Genomic DNA, 21,781 nt, shown 5'->3' with positions numbered 1-21,781 from the left:
ACCAATGCGACCTAGCTTCAGACCAACCGCTGGATCAGCATGAGGAGCACGGCTTCATCTCTGCTGGCAACCGTGCTGGTCGCAGCTGGCGGAGCTGTCGGTGGCCTACCGGTATCGGCAGGTCCCTGGACCAGCACGATCGGAGAGCCCCTACGCGACTCCAGCCTCCAGGCCCTTGAACTGACGCAGCATCTGAAGGCGATTGGGGCCAAGTTTTACGGCGCTTGGACCTGCCCGGCCTGCTTCAAGCAGATGAACCTTTTCGGCAAACAGGCAGGAGCGGACGTGACCTACGTGGAGTGCCGCAAGCCGAAGCAGCTGCCGGAGCAAGCCGAAGCCTGCAACGCCGCAGAGATCCGGGCCTACCCCACCTGGGTTCTTCCCGATGGACGCCGAAAAGTTGGAGTTCAGTCTTTGGAAGTCCTGAGCCGCTGGAGTGGCCTGAACTGAGATGGCACTGATTCACGGTCTGCATCAGCGCAACATCCGAGGCGACCTCCTCGGAGGATTAACGGCAGCCGTTGTCGCCCTGCCCCTCGCCCTGGCCTTCGGCAATGCCGCCCTGGGGCCGGGCGGCGCCATCTACGGCCTGTATGGAGCAATCGTCACCGGATTCCTGGCGGCCCTGCTTGGGGGAACTCCCGCTCAGGTGAGCGGACCCACCGGACCGATGAGCGTCACCGTGGCGGGGATCGTCTCGAGCCTGGCCGCCATTGGCATCAGTCGAGATCTCAATGCCGGGGAAATGCTGCCGTTGGTGATGGCCGCTGTGGTTATCGGTGGTTTCTTTGAAGCCCTGCTCGGGGTGCTGCGGCTGGGGCGCTTCATCACCCTGGTGCCCTATTCAGTGGTCTCCGGCTTCATGTCGGGGATCGGTTTCATCATCTTGGTACTGCAACTCGGGCCCTTCATCGGGGTGAGCACCCGGGGCGGCGTAGTCGGGTCCCTGAGTTCGCTGATCGAGGCACCCAGCTGGAACCCAGCAGCGCTCGCCGTTGGATTGATGACACTCGCCGTGGTGTTCTTGACCCCCCTGCGCATCCGTCAGTGGGTGCCAACACCACTGCTGGCCCTGCTGATCGTGACGCCGTTGTCGCTGGTGCTGTTCAACGACAACCGGCTGCTGGAACTGGGCCTTGAACCCATCGCCCGGATCGGTGCAATCCCGGAAGGCGGCTTGCAACTGGTGTTTCCCGATTTCAGCCAACACCTGCCGGAGCTGGTGAAAGCCGGCATGGTTCTCGCCCTGCTCGGGGCCATCGACTCATTGCTCACCTCCCTGGTGGCCGACAACATCACCCAGACCAATCACGACTCCAACCGTGAACTAATCGGCCAGGGCATCGCCAACACCGCGGCCGGGTTTCTCTCCGGTCTTCCCGGTGCCGGAGCCACCATGCGAACGGTGATCAACATCAAATCCGGTGGTCAGACGCCCTGGTCGGGCATGACCCATTCCCTGGTGCTGCTGCTCGTGCTGCTGGGGGCGGGTCCTCTGGCAGCACAGATCCCCACAGCGCTGCTGGCGGGAATCCTGATCAAAGTCGGCCTCGACATCATCGACTGGGGCTTTCTCCTCCGCGCCCATCGCCTGTCAGCGAAAACGGCCGCGCTGATGTACGCGGTGCTTTTGATGACAGTGTTCTGGGACCTGATCTGGGGCGTTCTGGTGGGGATGTTCGTAGCCAACCTGTTGACCGTTGATTCGATCACGCGGTCTCAACTGGAGGGGATGGAGCAGGACAACCCTTCCGATGCCACGGAGGCACGGCACGCCAATCTCTCCCCGGAGGAGGAAGACCTGATCCTCCGCTGCGGCAAGGCCTTGATGCTATTCCGTCTGCGCGGCCCTCTGAGTTTTGGCGCCGCCAAGGGGATCAGTGCCCGGATGGGGTTGATCCAGAGCTACAGCGTGCTGATCCTTGACCTCACCGACGTGCCTCGCATCGGGGTCACAGCAACCCTGGCGATTGAACGCATGGTGGAGGAAGCACAATCAGCGGGCCGCACTCTGTTCATCGCCGGTGCAAATCAGGGCCTTGAACAACGGCTGCGGCAATTCGGTGTGGAGGGTGTGCTCCGGCATTCCAGGCTGGATGCCTTGCAGGAGGCCGCTCAGCTGATCTGACTGGCGTCCACCCCGCAGGAATGCATCCGCACATCTTCAGGGCGTGCCAACTCCCCTGCCAGCGCCTTCACTTCAGCCCGGGCCAGCACTTCGAGGCGCTCGACGATCAGCTCCCGCGGATAGCGCTGCTCACACAGCACCCAATACAAGCCGAAGTGGCGGGCTTCACTCGCCAGCAGATCGCTGTAAAGCGCCCTCAACTGGGGATCCGGACTGTGCTCGGCCAGAAGAGCCATGCGCTCATGGCTGCGGGCTTCGATCAGACCGGCCACAAGGAAGGAGTCGAGCATTCTTTGCGGCTCACCTTTACGGATCTGCCGGGCGAGATCAGCGCCATAGCCCGGGGAAGGCAGCGGTTCCAAGTAGCGCCCCCGCGCCTTGATCAGAGCAAGAACTTTCTCGAAGTGCTCCAGTTCTTCCCTCGCCAGAGGGCTGAGGGCTTCGCCCAGACCCGGTTCGCAGAGATAGCGAAACATCATTTGCACAGCAGCCCCGGCAGCCTTGCGTTCGCAGTGGGCGTGATCGATCAGCACCTGCATCGGCCGGGCATTGGCCTGCTCCACCCAGCTACAACTGGTGGGCGCAGCCAACCAGCGGATCGAGGCCACCGTTTTCGAAGGAACGGTGAGAGTCATGCGTTCGGCCTGAGGTGGCTGAGCAATCCTTTGAAGGCAAGGCTGTAACTGGCGGGTCCGAAGCCGCAGATCACACCTACAGCGCGCTCAGCCAGAAACGAGTGATGGCGGAACTTTTCCCTGGCATGGGTGTTGCTGAGATGCAATTCCACGTAGGGGATCGCGACGCCAGCCAGTGCATCACGGATGGCGATGGACGTGTGGGTGTAGGCCCCGGCGTTGATCAAGATCCCATCGCATCGGCCCATGGCCTGGTGAATCCGGTCCACGAGGGCACCTTCGAAATTGCTCTGAAAACAGTCCAGCTGCACAGATTCCTGTTCCGCCTCCCGGGTCAGCGCCGCTTCGATGTCGGCCAGAGAGGAATGGCCATAGATCCCCGGCTCACGCTGGCCCAACAGGTTCAGATTCGGACCGTTCAGCAGCAGAATGTGCATGGCTGGGGATCGGTTCAGCTCGGCAGATCGTATCGAGATCATGGAGAAGGACACACCGACTGGTAAGTTCTTGCGGTGTGGTTCGGGTCGGTGCCCGAGTGGTTAATGGGGGCGGACTGTAAATCCGCTGGCTCTGCCTACGTTGGTTCAAATCCAACCCGGCCCATCCTCCACATGCCCTTGTAGCTCAGCGGTAGAGCACTCCCTTGGTAAGGGAGAGGTCTCGAGTTCAAGTCTCGACAAGGGCTTCCTTCCTCCCCTCGGCACCAGGGGAGAGGGGTTTCGACCCCAGAACAGCCGCCGATTGAGGTCCAACACCTTGGCTGTCGACAGTTCCCAGCCTCCAAACACAGGAATATCCCGGCTCGATCTTTAGGGGCACATGGTTTGAGCGACTGCGGTTGATCACGACCCGTAGGCCATCCGCAATGCCCTCAAGCACGTCCGCCCCTTGGGCTGACCAGCGCAGACCATCCCTGCGCAAGACCCTATGGGCACAGCGGAGTTCTGCGAGGGACTGAATGAAAGGGCGCAGATCAGCGGGCCAAGGGACATCCCAGGGATAGGCCTCACGGCAGGCCGGTCCAGGACCGCTGGAGGGGCCCGGTTCAGGGCCACCCGCCAGAGCAGCTTCGGTCCCGTAGTAAATGCAGGGCGCTCCCGGGTGGAGAAAGAGCAGCAGTAGGGCCAACTTCAGGGCCGCCAAGTCGTTGTTGAGGCTGTGAAGTGCCCGGGGCACGTCATGGCTATCGAGCAGGTTCATCTGGGCTCTGTTCACCACCTCCCGATAGGAACCCGTTGTTGTCGTCCAAATGGTCAACAGATCCTGACCATCCAGGGGGTCGAGGGGGTATTCGGAATTGCGGTAGTCCCGCCGCAGCGCCTCACCAGCGGCCCAGCAAATGCTGCTCCAGCCCAGCCGGTAATTCATCACGCCATCGAAGTGGTCCCCCTGCAGCCAGGTGGTTGCATCACCCCACACCTCTCCAACAATCCAGGCCTCCGGGTTGGTGGAGCGGACCATCTGCCGAAACTCCACCCAGAAGTCGGCCGGGACCTCGGCGGGGACGTCGAGACGCCAGCCATCAATCCCCTGTTCGAGCCAGTGACGGCCAACCGCCAGCAGGTGCTCCCGCACCCCTGGATTGGCATGGTTGAACTTAGGCAGATCAGGCAGTGCCCACCAGCCGTCGTAGCCGCAGTCCTCGCCTTCAGCGGGATAGGGCTGGAGGGGCAAGCGGTGCACATGGAACCAATCCCGGTACGGCGAATCCGCACCGTTCTCCACCAGGTGATGAAAGGCCCAAAAGCCGCGGCCACAATGGTTGAACACACCATCCAGAACCACCTTCATGCCGCGCTGATGCACAGCTTCGATGAGCTTCGTTAGGGCTGCGTTGCCCCCCAACAGAGGATCAACCTCGAAGTAGTCGTAGGCGTGATAGCGATGGTTGGCGGCTGAACTGAAGATCGGCGTGAGATAGAGGCAGGTGATGCCCATCGCTTGAAGCCCATCAAGAGCATCGATGACGCCGTAGAGATCCCCGCCCTGGAATCCTTCCTCGCGAGGGTCCGCCCCCCATGGCTTGAGGGCGAGATAGCGCTGCGCATCGACCCGTCCACTCCGCCGGAAACGGTCGGGAAAGATTTGATAGAGCACCGCATCGGCAACCCAAGCGGGTGGGTCTCGAAACGGAGTCATCGCTCTCAAAACCTTTGCAGTCAGCCATCTCCTGGCTAGCAGGAGAGAAAGACATTGGCCATGGCTGAACAGCCTCTTCTTCTGGCCCTCGATCAGGGCACCAGCAGCTCCAGGGCAGCGCTGTTCAGTAGCTCGGGGGATCTCGTGATCAGCGCCAGTGCACCGCTGCCGATTTCCTACCCCGCGGATGGATGGGTGGAACAGGACCCGATGGCGATTTGGACCAGCCAGCGGCAGGCCCTGGTGCAGCTCGATTCGCAGCTCAGCGATGGGCAGCGCAAGGCGGTGGTGAGCTGCGGCATCACCAACCAACGGGAGACCACCGTGCTCTGGCGACGCAGCAGCGGCCTCCCCTGCGGACCAGCCCTCGTCTGGCAGGACGGCCGCACCGCCGCCATCTGCGAGGCCTGGAAGCAGCAGGGTCTTGAGCAGGAGTGGCGCCGACGCACGGGCTTGCTGCTCGACCCCTATTTCAGTGCCAGCAAGATCCGCTGGATGCTCGATCACTACGACGACGCCCAATCCGCCGCGGCCAGCGATGACCTCTGTTTCGGAACGGTGGAGAGCTGGCTGCTCTGGCAGCTCACGGGTGGCCAGCGCCACGGCAGCGACATGAGCAATGCCAGCCGAACGCTGTTGATGGATCTGGAGCAGCAGCGCTGGGTGGATGACTTCCGAACCCCGACAGGGCTACCCGCCAACGCTCTGCCGGAGCTACTGCCCTGCCGCGGGGAGTTCGGGCACATTGGATCGGATCTGCCTTTTGCAGGCCTACCGATCCAGGCGATGCTTGGCGACCAACAGGCCGCCACCCTTGGCCAGCTGTGCCTGCAACCCGGGGAAGGAAAGTGCACCTACGGGACGGGGGCCTTTCTGGTGATCAACACCGGCGACGTCATCCGCCGCTCGGATGCGGGGCTGCTCAGCACCCTCGGCTGGACCGATGCCGCCGGAACACCCAGCTTCTGCCTTGAGGGAAGTCTGTTCAACGCCGGCACCGTGATCCAGTGGCTGCGGGATGGGCTGCAGATCATTGATCAAGCCCCTCAGGTCAACGACCTGGCGCGTTCTGTGCCGGATTCGGGAGGTGTGATGCTCGTGCCCGCCTTCACCGGCTGGGGGACACCGCACTGGGATCCCCAGGCTCGCGGTGTTCTGGTGGGCCTCACCCGTGACAGTGGGCGCGGTCACATCGCCCGTGCGGCTCTGGAAGGAATCGCCCTGTCGGTGGCGACGTTGGTGGAGCTTGCCGAGCAGGCCCTCGGCACGAGCCTGGGAGAACTCGCCGTGGATGGTGGCGCCGCTGCCTCCGATCCCCTCTTGCAGGCACAGGCGGATTGCACAGGTCTGACGGTCCGGCGGCCCGCCAGCCTCGAGAGCACCGCCCGGGGCGTAGCACTGTTCGCAGGCCTTCAAGCGGGGGTGATCAGCAACCTGGAACATCTCGCGACCGCGCGGAGTGACGGCGCGGAACGATTTCAGCCACAGATGGACGAATCCCAGCGCAGCCGCTGGCGCGCACGCTGGCAGGACGCCGTGACCAGAAGCCTGGGGTGGCATGGCTGATCACCAGGTGGACCTGCTGGTCATCGGGGCTGGTGCCAGCGGTGCCAGCGTGGCCTATGAGGCAACACGACGGGGGCTGAGCGTGGCCCTGCTCGAGGCCGGAGACATCGGCGGTGGCACCAGTTGCCGCAGCACGAAGCTGCTCCATGGCGGAGTCCGCTACCTGGAGCTGGCCTTCAAGACCCTGGATCTGGCCCAGCTGAGGCTGGTGCGGGAAGCCCTGCTCGAGCGGAGCCACTGGTTGGCCCAGGCGCCGTTCCTGGCCCGACGACTCGAGCTAGCCCTGCCCACGCAACAGCTCTGGGGACAGGCCTACTACCGACTTGGGCTGGGGATGTATGACGCCCTGGCCGGTCAGCGGAGCATCGGCCACAGCCGACTGCTATCCCAGAAGCAAATGCGTCAGGCCCTACCTCTGCTGAAGGGGTGTCAAGGCGGTGTGGCCTACAGCGATGGGCAATTCGACGATGCACGCCTGAACCTTCTGCTGGCTCTCACTGCAGAGCAGCAGGGTGCAACCCTGCGCACCCGTTGCCGGGTGGTGGAGCTGGAAACCGATGGCACAGGCCAGATCAAGGCCGCCATCAGTGAATCCGCCAAGGGCCAACGGGAACGTTGGTGCGCCTCGGCGTTTGTGAATGCCACGGGCATTCGCGCTGATGAGATCCGGCAAATGGCGCAGGCTGATGCCCCTCCACGGATGCTCACCAGCCGTGGGGCCCACATCGTTCTGGAGCAGAACCTCTGCCCGGAAAACCTTGGGCTTCTGGTGCCGTCCACTGCGGATGGACGCGTGCTGTTCATGCTCCCCTTCCACGGCCGCACCCTGGTGGGGACGACGGATGAGGCCTGCACCAAGGAGAGTGCCACATCCCCCTCTGAGGAAGAGGAGACCTACCTGCTCAATTACGTGCATGACTGGTTTCCCCAACTCGGGCATCCGAAGGTGAGCAGCCGTTGGGCGGGGGGACGACCGCTGCTGAAGCCCGCGGACCAGGGCATGGACAGCAGCCGTGTGGTGCGGGAGCACGAGGTGGAAACCCTGGCCTGCGGCCTGGTGAGCGTGATGGGGGGCAAGTGGACCACCTGCCGACCGATGGCTGAGGACACCCTGACTGCGGTGGAACGGCAGCTTTCAGCACTCCTGCCGAAGCCGCAAAGCCTGCCGCTGCTGGGGACAGCCGCCAACCCCGACCACACCATCGCCGAACTACAGCAGCAAGCCTTGGCTCTCGAGGGCCTGCTGCCCGACACACCCGAACGAGCCCACCAGATCCTGCATCTGCAGCACAACTTTGGCCTACGCGCCGAGGCTGTGGTGGCTGAGGCCCCGATGGAGGCACGCGAACCACTGAGCAGTGTGATCCCTATTTGCCGCGCTGAGATCCAGCACGCCATCCGCAAGGAGCACGCCAGCTGCGCCGATGATGTGCTGAGCCGTCGTTGCCGGCTCGCGATGGTCGATGCAGCCGAGGCAGAGCGGCTGAGCCCTCTGGTGAACAACGAACTGAAATCGGTGTAAATGCGCGCTAGGCGGCCTAGCTTTCCATCATCAGTGGAGAAATCCTTGCACTGCCTTGTTGTTGAAGATCAGCAAATTTTGTTGGATCTGCTGGCAACCATTGTGGACGCTTTCTCCGAGATCTCGACCGTCTCGAAGGCAACATCGTGCGCTCAAGCGGTGGCGATCAACAAAGACATACCGGTGGATTTAGCCATCCTGGATCTGCATCTTCCAGACGGTGATGGCAGCGAACTGGGACAACATCTTGTCCAAAGCAATCCCTCCATTCAACTCATTGTTCTGACAGGAGCACCAGAAGACTTCCAAAGTTCGCGTGAACTGCGCGAATCAATCCATGCCTTGATCGACAAGCGGGATTCATTCGATGCGCTGCATCACAGCTTGAGCAGGATTCTGCAACCAGCACATCAAAGTTTGACACCACGCCAGAGCGAAATCTTCGATCTCATTGGTGCCGGCAAGAGCACCAAAGAGATCGCGCGCATGTTGAATAGCGCCACATCAACGATCGAATCGCACCGGAAGGCCATTGCCCAGGCATTGAAACTCAGCGGTGCTGAATTAATCCGCGAAGCATCTTTAACGCGTCAAATCACCCCACGCCCATGAGCCAGCACTCCACATTGAGCCTGGGGCAACGGTTGGTCCGGTCCACCGGCCTGCAACTCATCCTGGTGGCGGGTTCATTCAGCCTGGTGACTTACACCCTGGGGCGGAACAGCGGTATTCAGCAAAGTGAAGCGCACCGCACAAATCTTTCGATCACCCAAATTCGCGAGCAACTGAGCGGCAAGTTGCGCGTCCCAATGTTTCTCAACGACCTCAACGCATCGGCCATTGATGCCCAGCCCGATCTGTTGAAGAACTTCGACACCCTGGGGCGTCGGTTCTGGCATCAGCTGAAAGCCTTCCCTGTTGATTACATCAATTACGGCGCTCGAGATGGTTCCTTCCTGGGCCTAGAACGCGGCACCGATGATGATGTTTTGCTCTACGAGGACAGCACAAGGCTGGGGCGGGGCCAATTGACGGTGTTCTCCCTCTCACCCCGTGGAAAACGTCTCGAGCCAACCGAGATCATCCCCGGCATGAGTGCCACCCATGAAGAAGCCTGGTACGTCGACACCGTTGATGCTGGACGCCCGACCTGGAGCAGCATCTACGCCTGGGAAGACCAGCCGGACATTCATTCGGTTTCGTACAACACCCCCCTCTTTGACGGTGATGGCCAATTGCTCGGGGTGATCGGCGTGGACATGGTGATCAACCAACTCAGCACCTGGCTCAGCCAGGCCTGGGGGAAGCGCAGCGGCTTGGCTGTGCTGATCGAAGCCGATGGACGTCTGATCGCCAGCTCAGACCCCAGTATTCCGCTCACAAAGACAGGAGGAAGCAACGAGCGCAGCAGCCTCGGGGAGCTCGATCACCCTCTGGCGGAGATGCTGCACCGGATCCATCAGAAGCCCGGAGATTCAGCACAACCAGCACTCCAGCGCCACAACGAAGAAGCTTTCCTGCTGCAGTCAACGCCATGGGGCGGTGACCACGGACTCAACTGGGTTCTGCTGACCGCCAGCAGTGCCAACGAGGAGGTGACGCAAGGCAGCCGCACCCTGTCCCTGGAAATCGGAGCGGCCGTGCTGGCGCTGGGCTTCACCCTGCTGTTGAACCGCAGCCTGATCAACAGGATTCTTCAGCCATTGAGCGCCCTAAGGCAAGCCAGCCGGTCCACAGAACAGCAAATCAACCTGCTGGGGGATGACCAGCCTCAGACCCTGCAATACCGCTGTGAGCTGGACCAGAAAAGCGGCCAGGAGTTGTTGGACCTGAACATGGCGGTTCAGTCGATGGTGAACGCCTTCAATCAGCTCACCCGGAACCTCTCCGCCAAAGAGCAACAGATCACGCAGATGTTTCAGAAACAGCGCCTGCGGGATGAACAGGCCCTGACCCAGATGAACCAGCGCCTGAAGGTGAGCCTGGAAGCCGCGGCCATCGCCCACGAAATCAATCAGCCCCTGAGCATCCTGCGCCTGACGGCACAGCGTTTGCAGCATCAGCTTCGGCAGCGTGCCAATGGCGATGATCCCGTCGAGCTGCTGGAAGCCCTTCAGATCCTTGACGACCAATCCAGCCGCATCGCACGAACAACCGATCAAATCAAGGCGATCCTCCGCAATGCGAACACCAACCTGACCCGGCTCGACCTGCGTGACGTGCTGAACAGCGTCCAGTTGTATGTGAACTCCAATCTGATCGAGGCCAGCAGCTGGATCAGCGCCGCGCTGCCTTCCGAGCTGAAGGGTCATCAGGGCGCCTGGGTGGATGGCGATGCCGTCCAGCTCCAGATCGCCGTGATCAATCTGGTGAAAAATGCTGTAGATGCCCTGTTGCTTCAACCTTCAGCAACCGAAGCTCCGGAAATCGTGATTCGGCTCGAACGCCGGCAACAGAACTGGGCCATCGTTGTCGACGACAACGGTCCCGGACTGCCTGACGACCACCCCGGTGACGTGCCGCTTTACAGCAGTAAGCCTTCCGGAAGCGGCCTGGGGCTGTTCATCGTGCGCTCTGCGATGGACAGCCACAACGGAGAACTCACTCTGGGCATCAGCCCTAGCGGTGGCACCCGCGCGGTGCTGCTCCTGCCCAGGCAGGGCTAACCCCCCCCAGAACTGGGGATTGTCCGGGCCGTCGTTGCAGAGAAAGATCAGAGCGCTCTGGTCAACAGCATGGTTTCGGTCGATCAGCTTTGCTGTCTCGACGGGTTGATCTGGCTTCAGTCAGGCAATGCGGTTGGGGCCCTGACGCTCCAGCACCAAACCACTGTCAGCCGAAATCAGCGAAAATGCGCTAAGGCCTTTGACGTCGACGTGCTCAAGCGAGATGGCCTCTGGCAGATCGAGGGCGACAGCCAACTCCTGCAGTTGGAGCGGGGCGTGCATCAAACGGCGCGACTGAAACTTGTGCAGGGTCTGCGTCTGGAGGCGGCCTTCAGCCCTGAAACCGCCCTGCCTCAAGACCTCGCACAGGTCTGGAACGTTGGCAGCTCCCGCATCCGCAAGCCCGATCACTTCGCAACCTTGCTGGAACAACGGGTGATCGAGGCCTGGCTCACCTATGGGGAGAAGGCCCCGAGCCTCAGTGATGCCATCGTCAGCATCCCGTTGTGGGACGAACCTGAAAGGATGCGACTGGTGGTGCATCGCGACCTCCACCGGCAGCCCGTCATTAAGGAGCTCGTAACCGGCTTGTTAACTCAGCATCAGCAACAGCCGATTCGGCTCCAGTCGCCTTAAGCCTCAGCGTCCACCTCGCCGATCAACCACCAGTTGAATCCATAAGGCGGAAGATTCACAAACCACTCCGCTGCAGCGGGGGGGAATTCACAACCCCACATCACCTCACGGGTGCGCTTGCCAGACCACTCTGAGAGATCCAAACCAAGCGAGGCTCCAGCAGCAGTGACATTGGCGGCCACAAGCACCGTCATCGCCTCGGTGCAGCGGAGATACACCAGCACTCCGGGGTGGGGGCTGTGGAGCAACCGGAAGCTTCCATGCCGCAGCGCTGGCAGCAGACGGCGGCAGGTGAGCATGCGCCGGTGCCAATTCAGCAGCGACCCCGGCAGCTGCTTCTGCACCTCCACATTCACCACGCGGTAGTCGTAGCCAGGCGCGGTGATCGGTGGCAGCACCAACAGCGGATCGGGGGCAGTGGAGAAGCCACCGTTACGGGCCGGCGTCCAGGCCATCGGCGTGCGGTTGGGATCTCGGTCCCGCAGACCGGGCCAGTCGCCCATGCCCAGTTCATCGCCGTAATACAGACAGGGCATCCCCGGAAGGCTGTAGAGGAGCCCGTGCAGCAACCGGTTGGAGCGTGGATCGCCATTGAGAAGAGGAGCCAGGCGTCGGTTAATGCCCCAGTTCAACCAGTGCCCCTGCCCCTGGGGTAGGCCCACCCGGATGGTCTGAATCACTTCATCGCTGATGAGATGGCCATCCCCCAACCAGAGTTCATCGTGATTGCGCAGGGGCAGGGCCCAGCGAGGACCACGCACCGCCTGCTCGGCTTGCATCAGACACTCCCCGAGCTGTTGGGTGCGGCCACTGGCAATGGCCGCGAACAGATGGGCGGTGAGCACGAAGTTGAACGCTCCATGCAATTCGTCATCCGCCAGGTAAGGGGCGGCCTCCTCCACCGGCTGAATCGCCTCTCCCAGCAAGAGCACATCACGACCATGGGAATCCACCCGCTCCCTCAATCGCTTGAGGAAAGAGTGGGTCTCCGGCAACCCCTCGCAGCGGGTGCCCTCTGACTCGAACAGGAACGGAACCGCATCCAGACGGAAGCCGTCGACACCACGATCCAGCCAGAAGTCGACCACCTCCAGCATCATGTCCTGCACCCAGGGGTTCTCGTAATTGAGATCAGGCTGATGACGCAGGAAACGGTGCAGGTAGTACTGCTCGGCGACCGGATCCCACTCCCAGTTCGACGCCTCAAAGTGCCGGAACAGAACCGGTGCCTCGGCGTAGCGCTTGGGGTCGTCGCTCCAGACGTAAACATCCCGTTCCGAACTGCCCTTAGGAGCCCAGCGGGCCCGCTGGAACCAAGGATGCAGGTCACTGGTGTGGTTAAGCACCAGGTCCAAAATCACGCGCATGCCCTGGCTGTGGGCCGCCGTGAGGAACCGATGGAAGGAGGAGAGATCCCCCAGATCCGGATGAATTCCGGTGAAATCGGTGATGTCGTAGCCCCCGTCCCGCAGGGGAGAGGGATAAATCGGGGTCAACCAGAGGGTGTTGACCCCCAGCCAACGCAGATACGGCAACCGCGCCGCAAGCCCCTTGAAATCACCGGTGCCATCGCCATTCCCATCGGAATAGCTGCGAACGATCAACTGATAGATGACCGTCCCTGACCACCACGGAAGCGCTGGGGTCATCCCCCGGTTGCAGATTCACCACTGCTAGACCCGACTGGCCCAATCGTCAGCCCTGTGGCCCTCACCCAAACGCAACTGAGCCGGATGCAGGAGCTCGTGGGGGCTGGGCTGACCCGTCCCCTGGCCTGGCGCCGAGAGCAATTGCAACGGCTCTCCGCCCTGGTGGAGAAGCACGAATCGGAAGTGCTCGAGGCCCTCGCCGCCGACCTCGGCAAACCACCCACCGAAGCCTTTTTTGAGCTGGTAGCCCTGCGGCAGGAGCTCAAACTCACCGGCCGGCAGCTGGAGCGCTGGATGCGCCCACGCCGCGTGGCTGTCCCCCTCTCACTGCGCCCCGGCCAGGCCAAGGTTGTACCGGAGCCACTGGGGTGCGTTCTGGTGATCGGACCTTGGAACTATCCCTTTCAACTGACGCTGCGGCCCTTGATCAGTGCCTTGGCTGCTGGCAACACCGCCGTGCTCAAGCCCTCGGAGCACGCCAGTGCCATCGCAGATCTGATCGCACGGCTGATCCCTCAGCACTTCGAGCCCGACGTGGTGCAGGTGGTCCAGGGAGATGGATCCGTGGCAGGCTCGCTGGTGGCCATGCCTTTCGACCACATCTTTTTCACCGGTGGCGGCAGCATCGGACGGAAAGTGCTGGAGGGAGCCGCTGCACACCTCACGCCGGTAACCCTGGAGCTGGGTGGCAAAAGTCCGGCCATCGTTCTTGAAGGGGCCGACCTCACGGTGGGGGCGCGTCGCTTGATCTGGGGCAAAGGGATCAATGCCGGGCAGACCTGCATCGCTCCAGACCATCTGCTGGTGCCACTCGCACTGCGTTCACCCCTGCTGAAGGCCATGGAGGAGGCCCGAACCGAAATGTATGGCGCCGATCCCCTCAACTCGAATCAGCTTGGGCAGATCATCAATGAACGCCAGTTCAATCGGCTGGAGCAGCTTCTGGAGGCCGCCAGAGCGGACGGCAGCATCCTGATTGGAGGAGAAATCAGCCGGGAGCAGCGGCGCATCGCCCCCACCGTGATCCGCGTGGATGACCGCACTGATCCGCTGATGGCCGAGGAACTGTTCGGCCCCCTCCTGCCGGTGCTGATACTGGACGATCTGACAACAACCCTTCAGGAAATCCGCCAAGGGCCTAAACCGTTGGCGCTTTACCTCTTCGGCGGGGATGAGACCCAGCAGCAGCAGGTGCTCACCACCACAAGCTCAGGTGGGGTCTGCCTCAACGATGTGGTGATGCAGGCCGGCGTTCCCCAGCTGCCCTTCGGCGGCGTCGGCGCCAGCGGAATGGGCAGTTACCACGGCCAAAGCGGCTTCGACACGTTCAGCCACCACAAGGCGGTGCTGAAGCGCCCGTTCCGGTTTGATTTCAAGCTCCGCTACCCGCCCTACAAGGTGGATCTCAACCTGCTGAAGCGGCTGGCGGGATAAGGCGCACTCATCGCCACCACATCCCTTCTGCAGCAACTGCTCTGGAGGGCTGGCGCTTTACGTCAGGCACCGTATCTTGCGGGGATCTGCCGGAGACAAATGCGCCGTACCGCTCTTGCCGCCCTGCTACTGACGGCTTGGTTCCCGTTGGCAGCCACGGCTGCTTCAGTGACGGTGCGATCCGGCGAGACGCTCTCTGATATCGCTGACCGCTACGGCGTCAGCGTCGGCACCCTGATGCGGATGAATGGGATCCGCAACCCAGACCTTGTCGAAGCTGGAAGCCGCCTGCAAGTGCCAGGTCCCACCGTGAAAGCGGGCTCAGGCCGCCATCGCGTCAACAGCGGTGAGACCCTCAGCAGCATTGCTAGCCAGTACCGGGTCAGCAGTCGGGACCTGATGGCCCTCAACAACCTGCGTAACGCCAACCATGTCGAGGTCGGTCAGACCCTGCGACTCCCCAATAACGCAGTCCTGCCGCGCCCTGCCTTCAAGCCGGTTGCTGTGACCCCTATTCAAGGAGCCACGGAACACACCGTTGCCAAAGGACAGACCCTCACACAGATCGCCAAGGCCTACAAGCTGCCTGTCGCCAGCCTGATCAGCATCAACGAGCTAACCGACCCAAACAAGGTCGAGGTGGGAACGCGTCTGTACCTGACGGATCCCGCCTTCCAGGCACCGATCACCGCCCAACCGCAGCAAGCAAAAACGGAGCCGGTCGCCACCACCAGCTCACCGGTTGTGACGGCGAAGCCAAGGGTTCAAGCCAAGGCCAAGCCCGAACAAATCAAGGTGGTGCAAAGCAAACCCGTTCAGGCCAAAAAACCGATAGCGAAGGCCAAGCCGGTCGAGGCCGCCAAGCCCCAGCAGACCCTGGCCAAATCGGCTGACTGGCGTACCTATGGCCCCCTCCAGGTGGACTGGGGCAACTGGCAAGCCATGGGTGGCAGTCAAGTGGTGCCCACCCTCAATGCCCAGGGACAGGCCCTGTATTTGGCTGTGAACTGTTCCGCCAAGAAGATCAATGCGACCGGTGCCGATGGGAGCTGGAAAACCTGGGAAGCTCCGAAGAACCGCTTCGAAAAAGACCTGGTGAAGGACCGCTGTCAGATCAAGGCCTGACCTAAATCAGGCGGCGTAATCCAGCGGCCAGGGGGAATCCAGGAATCTCCGGCCGCTTTCACGGAGATAAAGCCGCTGAGCACCGTCGTTGCTTTCCTGAATCAACTCCTCCTGCACGAGTCGACGGGCCAACCAAGTCCAGCGGTCGTGGCGTCCGGGTTCATGCAGAGCCAGGTGCTCTCCGAGGCGGCGCATCTCCGTGCCGTCCTGCTCGGCCAGATGGGCCAGGAGCGTTTCCACCTGGGCTGACCAGTCGCGTCGTTTGGGGGCGTCCTTGCAGCGATCACAGCGACCACAGGGACCCACCAACTCGCCGACCGCCAGCATCAACGCCTGTTCGCGGCACATCTCACCCTCCGCGACAGCCTCCATGCGACGCAGCTGCTGCTGCGCCAGGTCCAATCGGCGGCGGTCCTCAAGGGCCTCACTGCCCCGGGCTGAGGCCTGCATGGCCCAGCCCAGGCTGGTGCGATCACCCGGCGAAAAAAGCACCTGGCAATGGGCCGACTTGCCGTCTCTGCCGGCACGGCCCGACTCCTGCAGATAACCCTCCGGGGTGGCCGGCAGATCAAGGTGAAGCACGAGGCCCACATCGCCTCGGTCAACCCCCATTCCGAAGGCCACCGTCGCCACCAGGACGGGCCGCTCGTGCTCGAGGAACAGCCTCAGGGCCTGCTGACGGGTCTCCGGATCCAAGCCAGCGTGATACGGCGTTGCTGCAACCCCTTGGTCACTGAGACGTTCCGCCCACTGCTCCACGGAACGACGGGTGCGGGCATAGATCAGCGCGGCGCCACGGGACATCTCCAGTGCCTCCAACACCTGCGGCATGGGGTCCCTGGGGCGCCGCTGCATCGTGTACTGGAGGTTGTCCCGGCGGGCCGAACTCACCTGCACGAGCGGGCGACGCAGATCCAGTAGGCGAATGATGTCGGCCCGCACCCGTGGGGCTGCCGTCGCGCTGAGGGCCAGCATTGGCACTCCCGGGCAGAGGCGGCGGACCTGACCCAGGCGGCGGTAATCGGGGCGGAAGTCATGCCCCCAGGCACTGATGCAGTGGGCCTCATCCACCGCTATGGCCACCAGTCGCCCCTCTGTGGCATGACGTTCCAGCATCAGCCGGATCTGCTCACCCTGCAGTCGTTCCGGCGCGATGTAAAGCAGACGCAGGGTCGCGTCCCGCAGCTGTTCCAAGGCGTGCTGGCGTCGGGCTGGATCCAGTCCGGCATGCAGGCAGGCCGCAGCGATTCCCCGGCGCTGCAGGGCCATCACCTGGTCCTCCATCAGCGCCACCAACGGTGAAATCACCACCACCAGGCCTTCGCGCACCAGGGCCGGTAGCTGATAGCAGAGCGATTTGCCACCACCGGTGGGCAGCACCGCCAACGCGTCCCTGCCGGCCAGCACGGCATCCACCACGGGCCGTTGCCCAGGGCGGAAGCCATCCCAACCGAAGTGGGTCTGCAGTGCACGCTCGAGCGAAGCCAGAACACACCAGATGTGGAGACTTCAGCTTATCGAGCACAAGATCTGGAGTCAGGGCAGCGGCGGAGGATCCAATTGATCGTGGGCCTCCTCCACCAGCTGGAGCCGGACCCGTTTGCCACCGGCGAGCTCTCCCAACGACACCCGCATCGTGGCGCCACTGAGGGTCTGCAAGGCGTTCAACACATCGCGCAGGTAAGGCGTGCTGCTGCCGCTTTCAACCCAAAGCCGCTCCTGAAGCCCCCCCAAGCGCCGCCAGGAGGTGTGCAGCTTCAGCACCGCAGACTCAAGGGCCTGGGCCTGGCCCATCGCATCAGCCAGCAGGCCAAGGGCATCCAGGCGCTGGGCTTCCTGCATAGCGCGGTCGAGGTCCAGTTCACCCTGTTGAAAGGCACGCACAGCAACACCCGACTCCGTTGCCTTGGTGATCCAACGCGCTGTGCTGGTGACGTCCTTGATGCGGTCGAGTTCGGGCTCATCGCGGAGCACCTTGCGCAGATCTTCCTGCTGGGGCTCAGGAAGCTTGGCCAATTCCCGCACCAGAGGAGCCACCGCACGGGGTGGCAGAAGGTTTTCCTGGGTGCGCTGACGAATTTCTTCCGGCAGCAATGGACTGGTGGCCGCCGTGAATTCATCGGTGAGACGGCGCACCTGCTTGCGGGTGATTTCCTGCCCCTCGTTAGCAGCCTCAGAAATCATCAGCTGCACTTCGGGAACCGCCTGGGCGGTTTCCATGAAGGCCCGCTTGGAGAACTGATTCACACTGCTCTCCTCCAGGGTGCCATCGCTGAGCATGCTGTCGGCGGATTCCGCCAGTTGAATCAAGCCATAGGCGCGGGTCTTGCTGATTTCCTGCTCCCGCAGCCACTGCAAAAATCCGGCACCTCGTCCTTCACCACCTCGCTTTTCCTTGTCCCGCACAGCACGGAGGATGCGACCACGCCAGATCTCCGTCTGGAGGTCAAAGCGGTCGCAGACGGCCCAAGCCTGTTCCAGGCGAGCCAGAAATTCCATCGTGCTGATGTCGTCTTGCTCTGGATCCGGCAAGTCCAGTTGCAGCAGCGACGGATCGGGATCAAGGGCGATGGAACTGGTCAAAAGGACGCCAACTATCAAGGGACGACATTCTGTGACGCAGCGGTCATCACCATCCATCTCACGAGATACGCTCCAGTTGCATCTCCTTATGCCCAGCGATGGCGATCACCCGCGGCGCCAAGGTGCGCATCAAGCGTCCAGAGTCCTACTGGTTCAACGAAGTTGGCACCGTTGCCTCCATCGACACCTCGGGAATCCGCTACCCCGTTGTCGTTCGCTTCGAGAAAGTCAATTACAGCGGCCTGCAGGGCGTTGACGGTGGCATCAACACCAACAATTTCGCTGAAGCGGAACTCGAGCCGGCCTGAGGCCATTGCCTGAACTCCCTGAAGTCGAGACGGTCCGTCGGGGACTGGCAGACCGTCTTGTCGACTTCAAAATTGCGCAGGTTGAGGTCTGCCGACCGAGAGCCATAGCCAGCCCAGGAGGCCCTGACGCCTTTGTCCACGGTCTCTGTGGCGAAACGGTGGGCGAGTGGCAACGCAGGGGCAAATACCTCATGGCAGCACTGAATCCCCATGGCGGTGTCTGGGGCGTTCATCTGCGGATGACTGGCCAATTCCAATGGCATGGGCAGCCTTCAGAACCGTGCAAGCACACCCGTGTTCGCATCTGGAACACCAAAGAGGAGGAACTGCGCTTTGTGGATGTTCGCAGCTTCGGGGAAATGTGGTGGGTTCCCCCTGGGCAGGCAGTTCAGGCAGTGATCAGTGGTTTAACGCGACTCGGCCCTGAACCCTTCAGCCCAGACTTCTCCGCCGCTTATCTGAAGCAGAAGCTCAAGGGCAGCAGCCGACCAATCAAAACAGCTCTGTTGGACCAAGCCTTGGTGGCCGGAGCGGGCAACATCTACGCAGATGAATGTCTGTTCGCGTCAGGCATCGTCCCCTTCACGCCGGCGGGTCAGCTGAAACTCGAACAACTGGGAAGGCTGCGCGATGCCTTGGTCAATGTTTTGACCATCAGCATTGGAGCCGGTGGAACAACCTTCAGTGATTTCCGGGATCTTGAGGGGGTGAATGGCAACTACGGCGGCCAGGCCTGGGTTTACCGGCGTGGAGGAGAACCCTGCCGCAGCTGTGGCACGCCAATTCGACGGGAGAAGCTGTCCGGCCGAAGCACCCACTGGTGCCCGACCTGTCAAAGCTGATTGGGCAACGGAAGCGCAGAGAGAACCTCGCGATAGGGAGGACGAAGCACACCGAACTCGGTGATGAAACCCGTCACCAGATGAGCCGGGGTGATGTCGAAAGCAGGATTCCAGGCCTGGGCTCCAGGAGCAGCGACTGAAACACAGCGAACGTGAGTGATCTCTTCTGCATCGCGTTCCTCGATGGTGATGGCATCCCCGTCGGGAGTGGCCAAATCAATGCTGCTTCCGGGGGCGCACACGTAAAAGGGGATGCCATGGGCTCGGGCTACGAGCGCCAGGTTGTAAGTACCGATCTTGTTAGCGACATCCCCATTGGCAGCGACACGGTCACAGCCCACCATCACGGCGTCCACCTCACCCCGGCGCATCAGCAATCCACTGGCTCCATCGATAATCACGGTGCAGGGCACCCCGAGACAGCCCAACTCCCAGGCAGACAGAGCAGCCCCTTGCAAGCGGGGACGCGTTTCATCCAGCCAGGCATGGCGAAGAAGGCCACGGGTATGGGCGGCTGCGATCACACCGAGGGCGGTTCCAACACCTCCCGTCGCGATCGCACCCGTGTGGCAATGGTGCAAAACCTGGCAGCCCTGAGCCAACAAGGAAACGCCGTGATCCACAAGCCGCTGGGTCAGCAGGCGATCCTCGTTATGAAGCGCAGCGGCAACACCAACGAGTGCGTCAACATCAACCGAACCGGAGGAAGCAAGGGCCGCCTGCATCCGATTGAGGGCCCAGCCGAGATTGACGGCTGTTGGTCGTGATGCACGCAGGCCTCGGATGGCGGAAGGAAGGTCTTCACCGGAACGTGCAGCCAGCACAACCCCCCAAGCCGCCGCGATTCCAATGGCGGGGGCACCACGTACAGCCATGGACGTAATCGCCTCAGCAACGTCTTGCCATCCGTGCAATCGCATGAAGGCAACAACATCGGGAAGTTGTCGCTGGTCCAGCAACTCCAAGCAATCACCGGTCCAGCAACAACTGGGGGGAAGCGTCAATGCAGAAGGGCCTCTGAGTCCTGTATAGAAGACGGAGGGATGAGCGGAATGTGACCGCAAGCCAAACCCAGCGCGATCGCTTGACCGAAGTGATGCAGGACATCCACCTACGCGGCTGGTGCGATGGCACCGGAGGGAACTTCAGCGTGGTGCTGCAGCATCAGCCCCTGCAGTTGCTCATGGCACCCAGTGGTGTGGACAAAGGGCAGGTGCCTCCCGGTGGGTTGATTGTGGTGGATGAGCGCGGCGAGGTTTTAGCTGGCGAAGGAAAAGCCAGTGCCGAAACAGCGCTGCATCTCCGCATTGTTGAAGCGACCCAAGCGGGAGCTGTGCTGCACACCCATTCCATCCCCGGGACGGTGTTGTCCCGCCACTACGAAAACAAAGAAGGGGTTGTGTTGGAGGGCTGGGAAATGCAGAAAGGCCTGGTTGGCATCACGACGCACGCAAGCTGCATCAACATCCCTGTCATCAGTAACAGTCAGTCGATGCAAGAGCTAGGCGATGCCGTCGGCCCATGCTTGAAAACGGCGCCATGCGGGTTTCTTGTGGCCGGGCACGGCCTTTACGCATGGGGCGCTGACCTTGATGCGAGCAAACGACACCTGGAAATCCTCGAGTTCCTCTTGAAGGTGAAATTGACCCAAATGCAGATCGGACATCAATCATGAATCAACAACATCTTCTGCTCGACATTGAGGGAACGACATGCCCAGTAAGCTTTGTCAGCGACATTTTGTTCCCCTTCGCAAAGCAAGAACTGACCAGCTACATCAAAAAGCACTGGAACAAAAGCACTGAAAACAAAGCAATCCAAGAAGCTACAGCCGAGTGGAAAAATGATCAGTCCCCCGAAAGCTCGCGCCTAAAAAAGCAGATTGACGAACAGCAAATCAATGAGAGTGACGGGCTAATCCAATATCTCAAGCACTTGATCAGCATCGACAAAAAGTCGACAGCGCTCAAAGATATTCAAGGCAAAATCTGGGAATACGGCTACATAAACGGAGAACTCAAATCTCAACTATTTCCAGAAACGGCGGAATGCCTGCGTCAATGGCATGAGCAAGGATGGGCACTTTCGGTGTATTCATCGGGCAGCATTCAGGCACAACAACTGTTATACAGGCACAGTCCTGCAGGCAACCTTGAAAACCTTTTCAGCCACTGGTTTGACACCCGCACTGGACCCAAAAAATCCACCGAGAGCTACACAACAATCGCAAAGCATCTGCACACTTCCCCAAACAACGTTTGGTTCGTGAGTGACAACGGAGCGGAATGCGACGCCGCTCGTTCGGCAGGAATGCAGACCCTCTTCAGCCTTCGCGACGGCAACCCAGACCGCAACCCAAGGGATCACATGGTGATTGAATCGCTGCGTGAAGCAAGCACTTATCTCGCCGCAGAACAATAGACAACAAAAAAGCCACCTCAAGATGAGGTGGCTTCTTCGCAGGTGGTGATGGTGACTGCTTCAGCAATCAGCGCATCATCAACCTATTCAGAGAATGTTTTACCTGGCATCGAGCTATTTTCTCAGG

At 61.5% G+C, this 21,781-nt stretch carries 21 protein-coding genes and 2 tRNA genes; 15 read left to right on the top strand and 8 right to left on the bottom strand.

What is annotated here, in order from left to right:
- Positions 1 to 39 precede the first annotated feature (39 nt).
- Both FZZ90_RS12670 and FZZ90_RS12665 read left to right on the top strand, forming a co-directional pair.
- The gene (locus tag FZZ90_RS12670) at positions 40 to 450 is read left to right on the top strand and encodes a vitamin K epoxide reductase (RefSeq protein ID WP_226426130.1); all 411 of its coding nucleotides are present in this window, start codon (positions 40 to 42) and stop codon (positions 448 to 450) included.
- Position 451: 1 nt separating this feature from the next.
- Positions 452 to 2,128, top strand: coding sequence for a SulP family inorganic anion transporter (locus FZZ90_RS12665; RefSeq protein ID WP_226426129.1), 1,677 nt, complete (start codon positions 452 to 454; stop codon positions 2,126 to 2,128).
- On the opposite strand, the gene FZZ90_RS12660 is transcribed toward FZZ90_RS12665, so the two are convergent.
- Both FZZ90_RS12660 and aroQ read right to left on the bottom strand, forming a co-directional pair.
- Complete coding sequence (locus FZZ90_RS12660; RefSeq protein ID WP_226426128.1) at positions 2,116 to 2,763, bottom strand: tRNA-(ms[2]io[6]A)-hydroxylase; 648 nt, start codon at positions 2,761 to 2,763, stop codon at positions 2,116 to 2,118. The genes FZZ90_RS12665 and FZZ90_RS12660 overlap by 13 nt on opposite strands.
- Entirely contained in the window at positions 2,760 to 3,200 is a 441-nt protein-coding gene (gene aroQ / locus FZZ90_RS12655; RefSeq protein WP_226426127.1) for a type II 3-dehydroquinate dehydratase, read from the bottom strand. The genes FZZ90_RS12660 and aroQ overlap by 4 nt, the downstream gene beginning before the upstream one ends.
- Before the next feature lie 84 nt (positions 3,201 to 3,284).
- Here aroQ and FZZ90_RS12650 point away from each other — a divergent pair.
- Together FZZ90_RS12650 and FZZ90_RS12645 are read left to right on the top strand one after the other, a co-directional pair.
- Positions 3,285 to 3,366, top strand: a tRNA-Tyr gene (locus FZZ90_RS12650).
- A gap of 10 nt (positions 3,367 to 3,376) precedes the next feature.
- Positions 3,377 to 3,448: transfer RNA gene (locus FZZ90_RS12645), tRNA-Thr, on the top strand.
- Here FZZ90_RS12645 and FZZ90_RS12640 read toward each other — a convergent pair.
- Positions 3,430 to 4,902 (bottom strand): glycoside hydrolase family 13 protein, encoded by a 1,473-nt coding sequence (locus FZZ90_RS12640; protein ID WP_226426126.1) that lies wholly within the window; start codon positions 4,900 to 4,902, stop codon positions 3,430 to 3,432. The genes FZZ90_RS12645 and FZZ90_RS12640 overlap by 19 nt on opposite strands.
- Before the next feature lie 60 nt (positions 4,903 to 4,962).
- Here FZZ90_RS12640 and glpK point away from each other — a divergent pair, with 60 nt between their 5' ends.
- The 4 genes from glpK to FZZ90_RS12620 are packed head-to-tail and all read left to right on the top strand — an operon-like array spanning position 4,963 to position 10,656.
- The gene (glpK, locus tag FZZ90_RS12635) at positions 4,963 to 6,468 is read left to right on the top strand and encodes a glycerol kinase GlpK (RefSeq protein ID WP_226426125.1); all 1,506 of its coding nucleotides are present in this window, start codon (positions 4,963 to 4,965) and stop codon (positions 6,466 to 6,468) included.
- The gene (locus FZZ90_RS12630) at positions 6,461 to 7,990 is read left to right on the top strand and encodes a glycerol-3-phosphate dehydrogenase/oxidase (protein WP_226426124.1); all 1,530 of its coding nucleotides are present in this window, start codon (positions 6,461 to 6,463) and stop codon (positions 7,988 to 7,990) included. Before glpK ends, FZZ90_RS12630 begins: the two co-directional genes overlap by 8 nt.
- A 45-nt stretch (positions 7,991 to 8,035) precedes the next feature.
- Entirely contained in the window at positions 8,036 to 8,602 is a 567-nt protein-coding gene (locus tag FZZ90_RS12625; protein ID WP_226426123.1) for a response regulator transcription factor, read from the top strand.
- Positions 8,599 to 10,656, top strand: a complete 2,058-nt coding sequence (locus tag FZZ90_RS12620; RefSeq protein ID WP_226426122.1) for an ATP-binding protein — start codon at positions 8,599 to 8,601, stop codon at positions 10,654 to 10,656. The genes FZZ90_RS12625 and FZZ90_RS12620 overlap by 4 nt, the downstream gene beginning before the upstream one ends.
- A gap of 120 nt (positions 10,657 to 10,776) precedes the next feature.
- Here FZZ90_RS12620 and FZZ90_RS12615 read toward each other — a convergent pair whose 3' ends face one another.
- The gene (locus FZZ90_RS12615) at positions 10,777 to 10,938 is read right to left on the bottom strand and encodes a hypothetical protein (protein WP_226426121.1); all 162 of its coding nucleotides are present in this window, start codon (positions 10,936 to 10,938) and stop codon (positions 10,777 to 10,779) included.
- Between FZZ90_RS12615 and FZZ90_RS12610 the strand changes: the two genes are divergently transcribed.
- Positions 10,933 to 11,292 (top strand): hypothetical protein, encoded by a 360-nt coding sequence (locus tag FZZ90_RS12610; RefSeq protein WP_226426120.1) that lies wholly within the window; start codon positions 10,933 to 10,935, stop codon positions 11,290 to 11,292. The two genes, FZZ90_RS12615 and FZZ90_RS12610, sit on opposite strands and share 6 nt — an antisense overlap.
- Here the strand turns inward: FZZ90_RS12610 and FZZ90_RS12605 are convergent.
- Entirely contained in the window at positions 11,289 to 12,941 is a 1,653-nt protein-coding gene (locus FZZ90_RS12605) for an alpha-amylase family protein (RefSeq protein WP_226426119.1), read from the bottom strand. The two genes, FZZ90_RS12610 and FZZ90_RS12605, sit on opposite strands and share 4 nt — an antisense overlap.
- Positions 12,942 to 12,995: 54 nt before the next feature.
- Here FZZ90_RS12605 and FZZ90_RS12600 point away from each other — a divergent pair, with 54 nt between their 5' ends.
- Both FZZ90_RS12600 and FZZ90_RS12595 read left to right on the top strand, forming a co-directional pair.
- Positions 12,996 to 14,375, top strand: coding sequence for an aldehyde dehydrogenase family protein (locus FZZ90_RS12600; protein ID WP_226426118.1), 1,380 nt, complete (start codon positions 12,996 to 12,998; stop codon positions 14,373 to 14,375).
- Positions 14,376 to 14,474: 99 nt separating this feature from the next.
- Positions 14,475 to 15,500 (top strand): LysM peptidoglycan-binding domain-containing protein, encoded by a 1,026-nt coding sequence (locus FZZ90_RS12595; RefSeq protein ID WP_226426117.1) that lies wholly within the window; start codon positions 14,475 to 14,477, stop codon positions 15,498 to 15,500.
- Positions 15,501 to 15,506: 6 nt separating this feature from the next.
- On the opposite strand, the gene FZZ90_RS12590 is transcribed toward FZZ90_RS12595, so the two are convergent.
- Both FZZ90_RS12590 and FZZ90_RS12585 read right to left on the bottom strand, forming a co-directional pair.
- Positions 15,507 to 16,967: an ATP-dependent DNA helicase RecQ gene (locus tag FZZ90_RS12590; RefSeq protein ID WP_226426143.1), complete on the bottom strand. Its 1,461-nt coding sequence runs from the start codon at positions 16,965 to 16,967 to the stop codon at positions 15,507 to 15,509.
- 69 nt (positions 16,968 to 17,036) lie between these two features.
- Positions 17,037 to 18,140, bottom strand: coding sequence for a hypothetical protein (locus tag FZZ90_RS12585; RefSeq protein WP_226426116.1), 1,104 nt, complete (start codon positions 18,138 to 18,140; stop codon positions 17,037 to 17,039).
- Between the two features lie 41 nt (positions 18,141 to 18,181).
- On the opposite strand from FZZ90_RS12585, the gene FZZ90_RS12580 reads away from it, so the two are divergent.
- Entirely contained in the window at positions 18,182 to 18,391 is a 210-nt protein-coding gene (locus tag FZZ90_RS12580; protein ID WP_006851563.1) for a photosystem I reaction center subunit IV, read from the top strand.
- A 5-nt stretch (positions 18,392 to 18,396) separates the two neighbouring features.
- Positions 18,397 to 19,233, top strand: coding sequence for a DNA-formamidopyrimidine glycosylase (locus FZZ90_RS12575; protein ID WP_226426115.1), 837 nt, complete (start codon positions 18,397 to 18,399; stop codon positions 19,231 to 19,233).
- Here the strand turns inward: FZZ90_RS12575 and mtnA are convergent.
- Positions 19,224 to 20,237: an S-methyl-5-thioribose-1-phosphate isomerase gene (gene mtnA / locus FZZ90_RS12570; protein ID WP_226426114.1), complete on the bottom strand. Its 1,014-nt coding sequence runs from the start codon at positions 20,235 to 20,237 to the stop codon at positions 19,224 to 19,226. The two genes, FZZ90_RS12575 and mtnA, sit on opposite strands and share 10 nt — an antisense overlap.
- 50 nt (positions 20,238 to 20,287) lie before the next feature.
- Between mtnA and mtnB the strand changes: the two genes are divergently transcribed.
- Both mtnB and mtnC read left to right on the top strand, forming a co-directional pair.
- Positions 20,288 to 20,908 carry a methylthioribulose 1-phosphate dehydratase gene (gene mtnB / locus FZZ90_RS12565; RefSeq protein ID WP_226426113.1) on the top strand — a complete coding sequence of 207 codons (621 nt, stop codon included), beginning with the start codon at positions 20,288 to 20,290 and terminating at the stop codon, positions 20,906 to 20,908.
- A complete protein-coding gene (gene mtnC / locus FZZ90_RS12560; protein WP_226426112.1) occupies positions 20,905 to 21,654 on the top strand; it encodes an acireductone synthase in 750 nt (249 codons plus the stop codon). Before mtnB ends, mtnC begins: the two co-directional genes overlap by 4 nt.
- Positions 21,655 to 21,781: the final 127 nt, after the last annotated feature.

The sequence above is a fragment of the Synechococcus sp. MU1617 genome (assembly GCF_020514235.1).
In the GTDB taxonomy this organism is placed as follows: Bacteria; Cyanobacteriota; Cyanobacteriia; order PCC-6307; family Cyanobiaceae; genus Parasynechococcus.
Note: the sequence above shows the minus strand (reverse complement) of the source record. Positions and strands in the feature narration are given on the sequence as shown.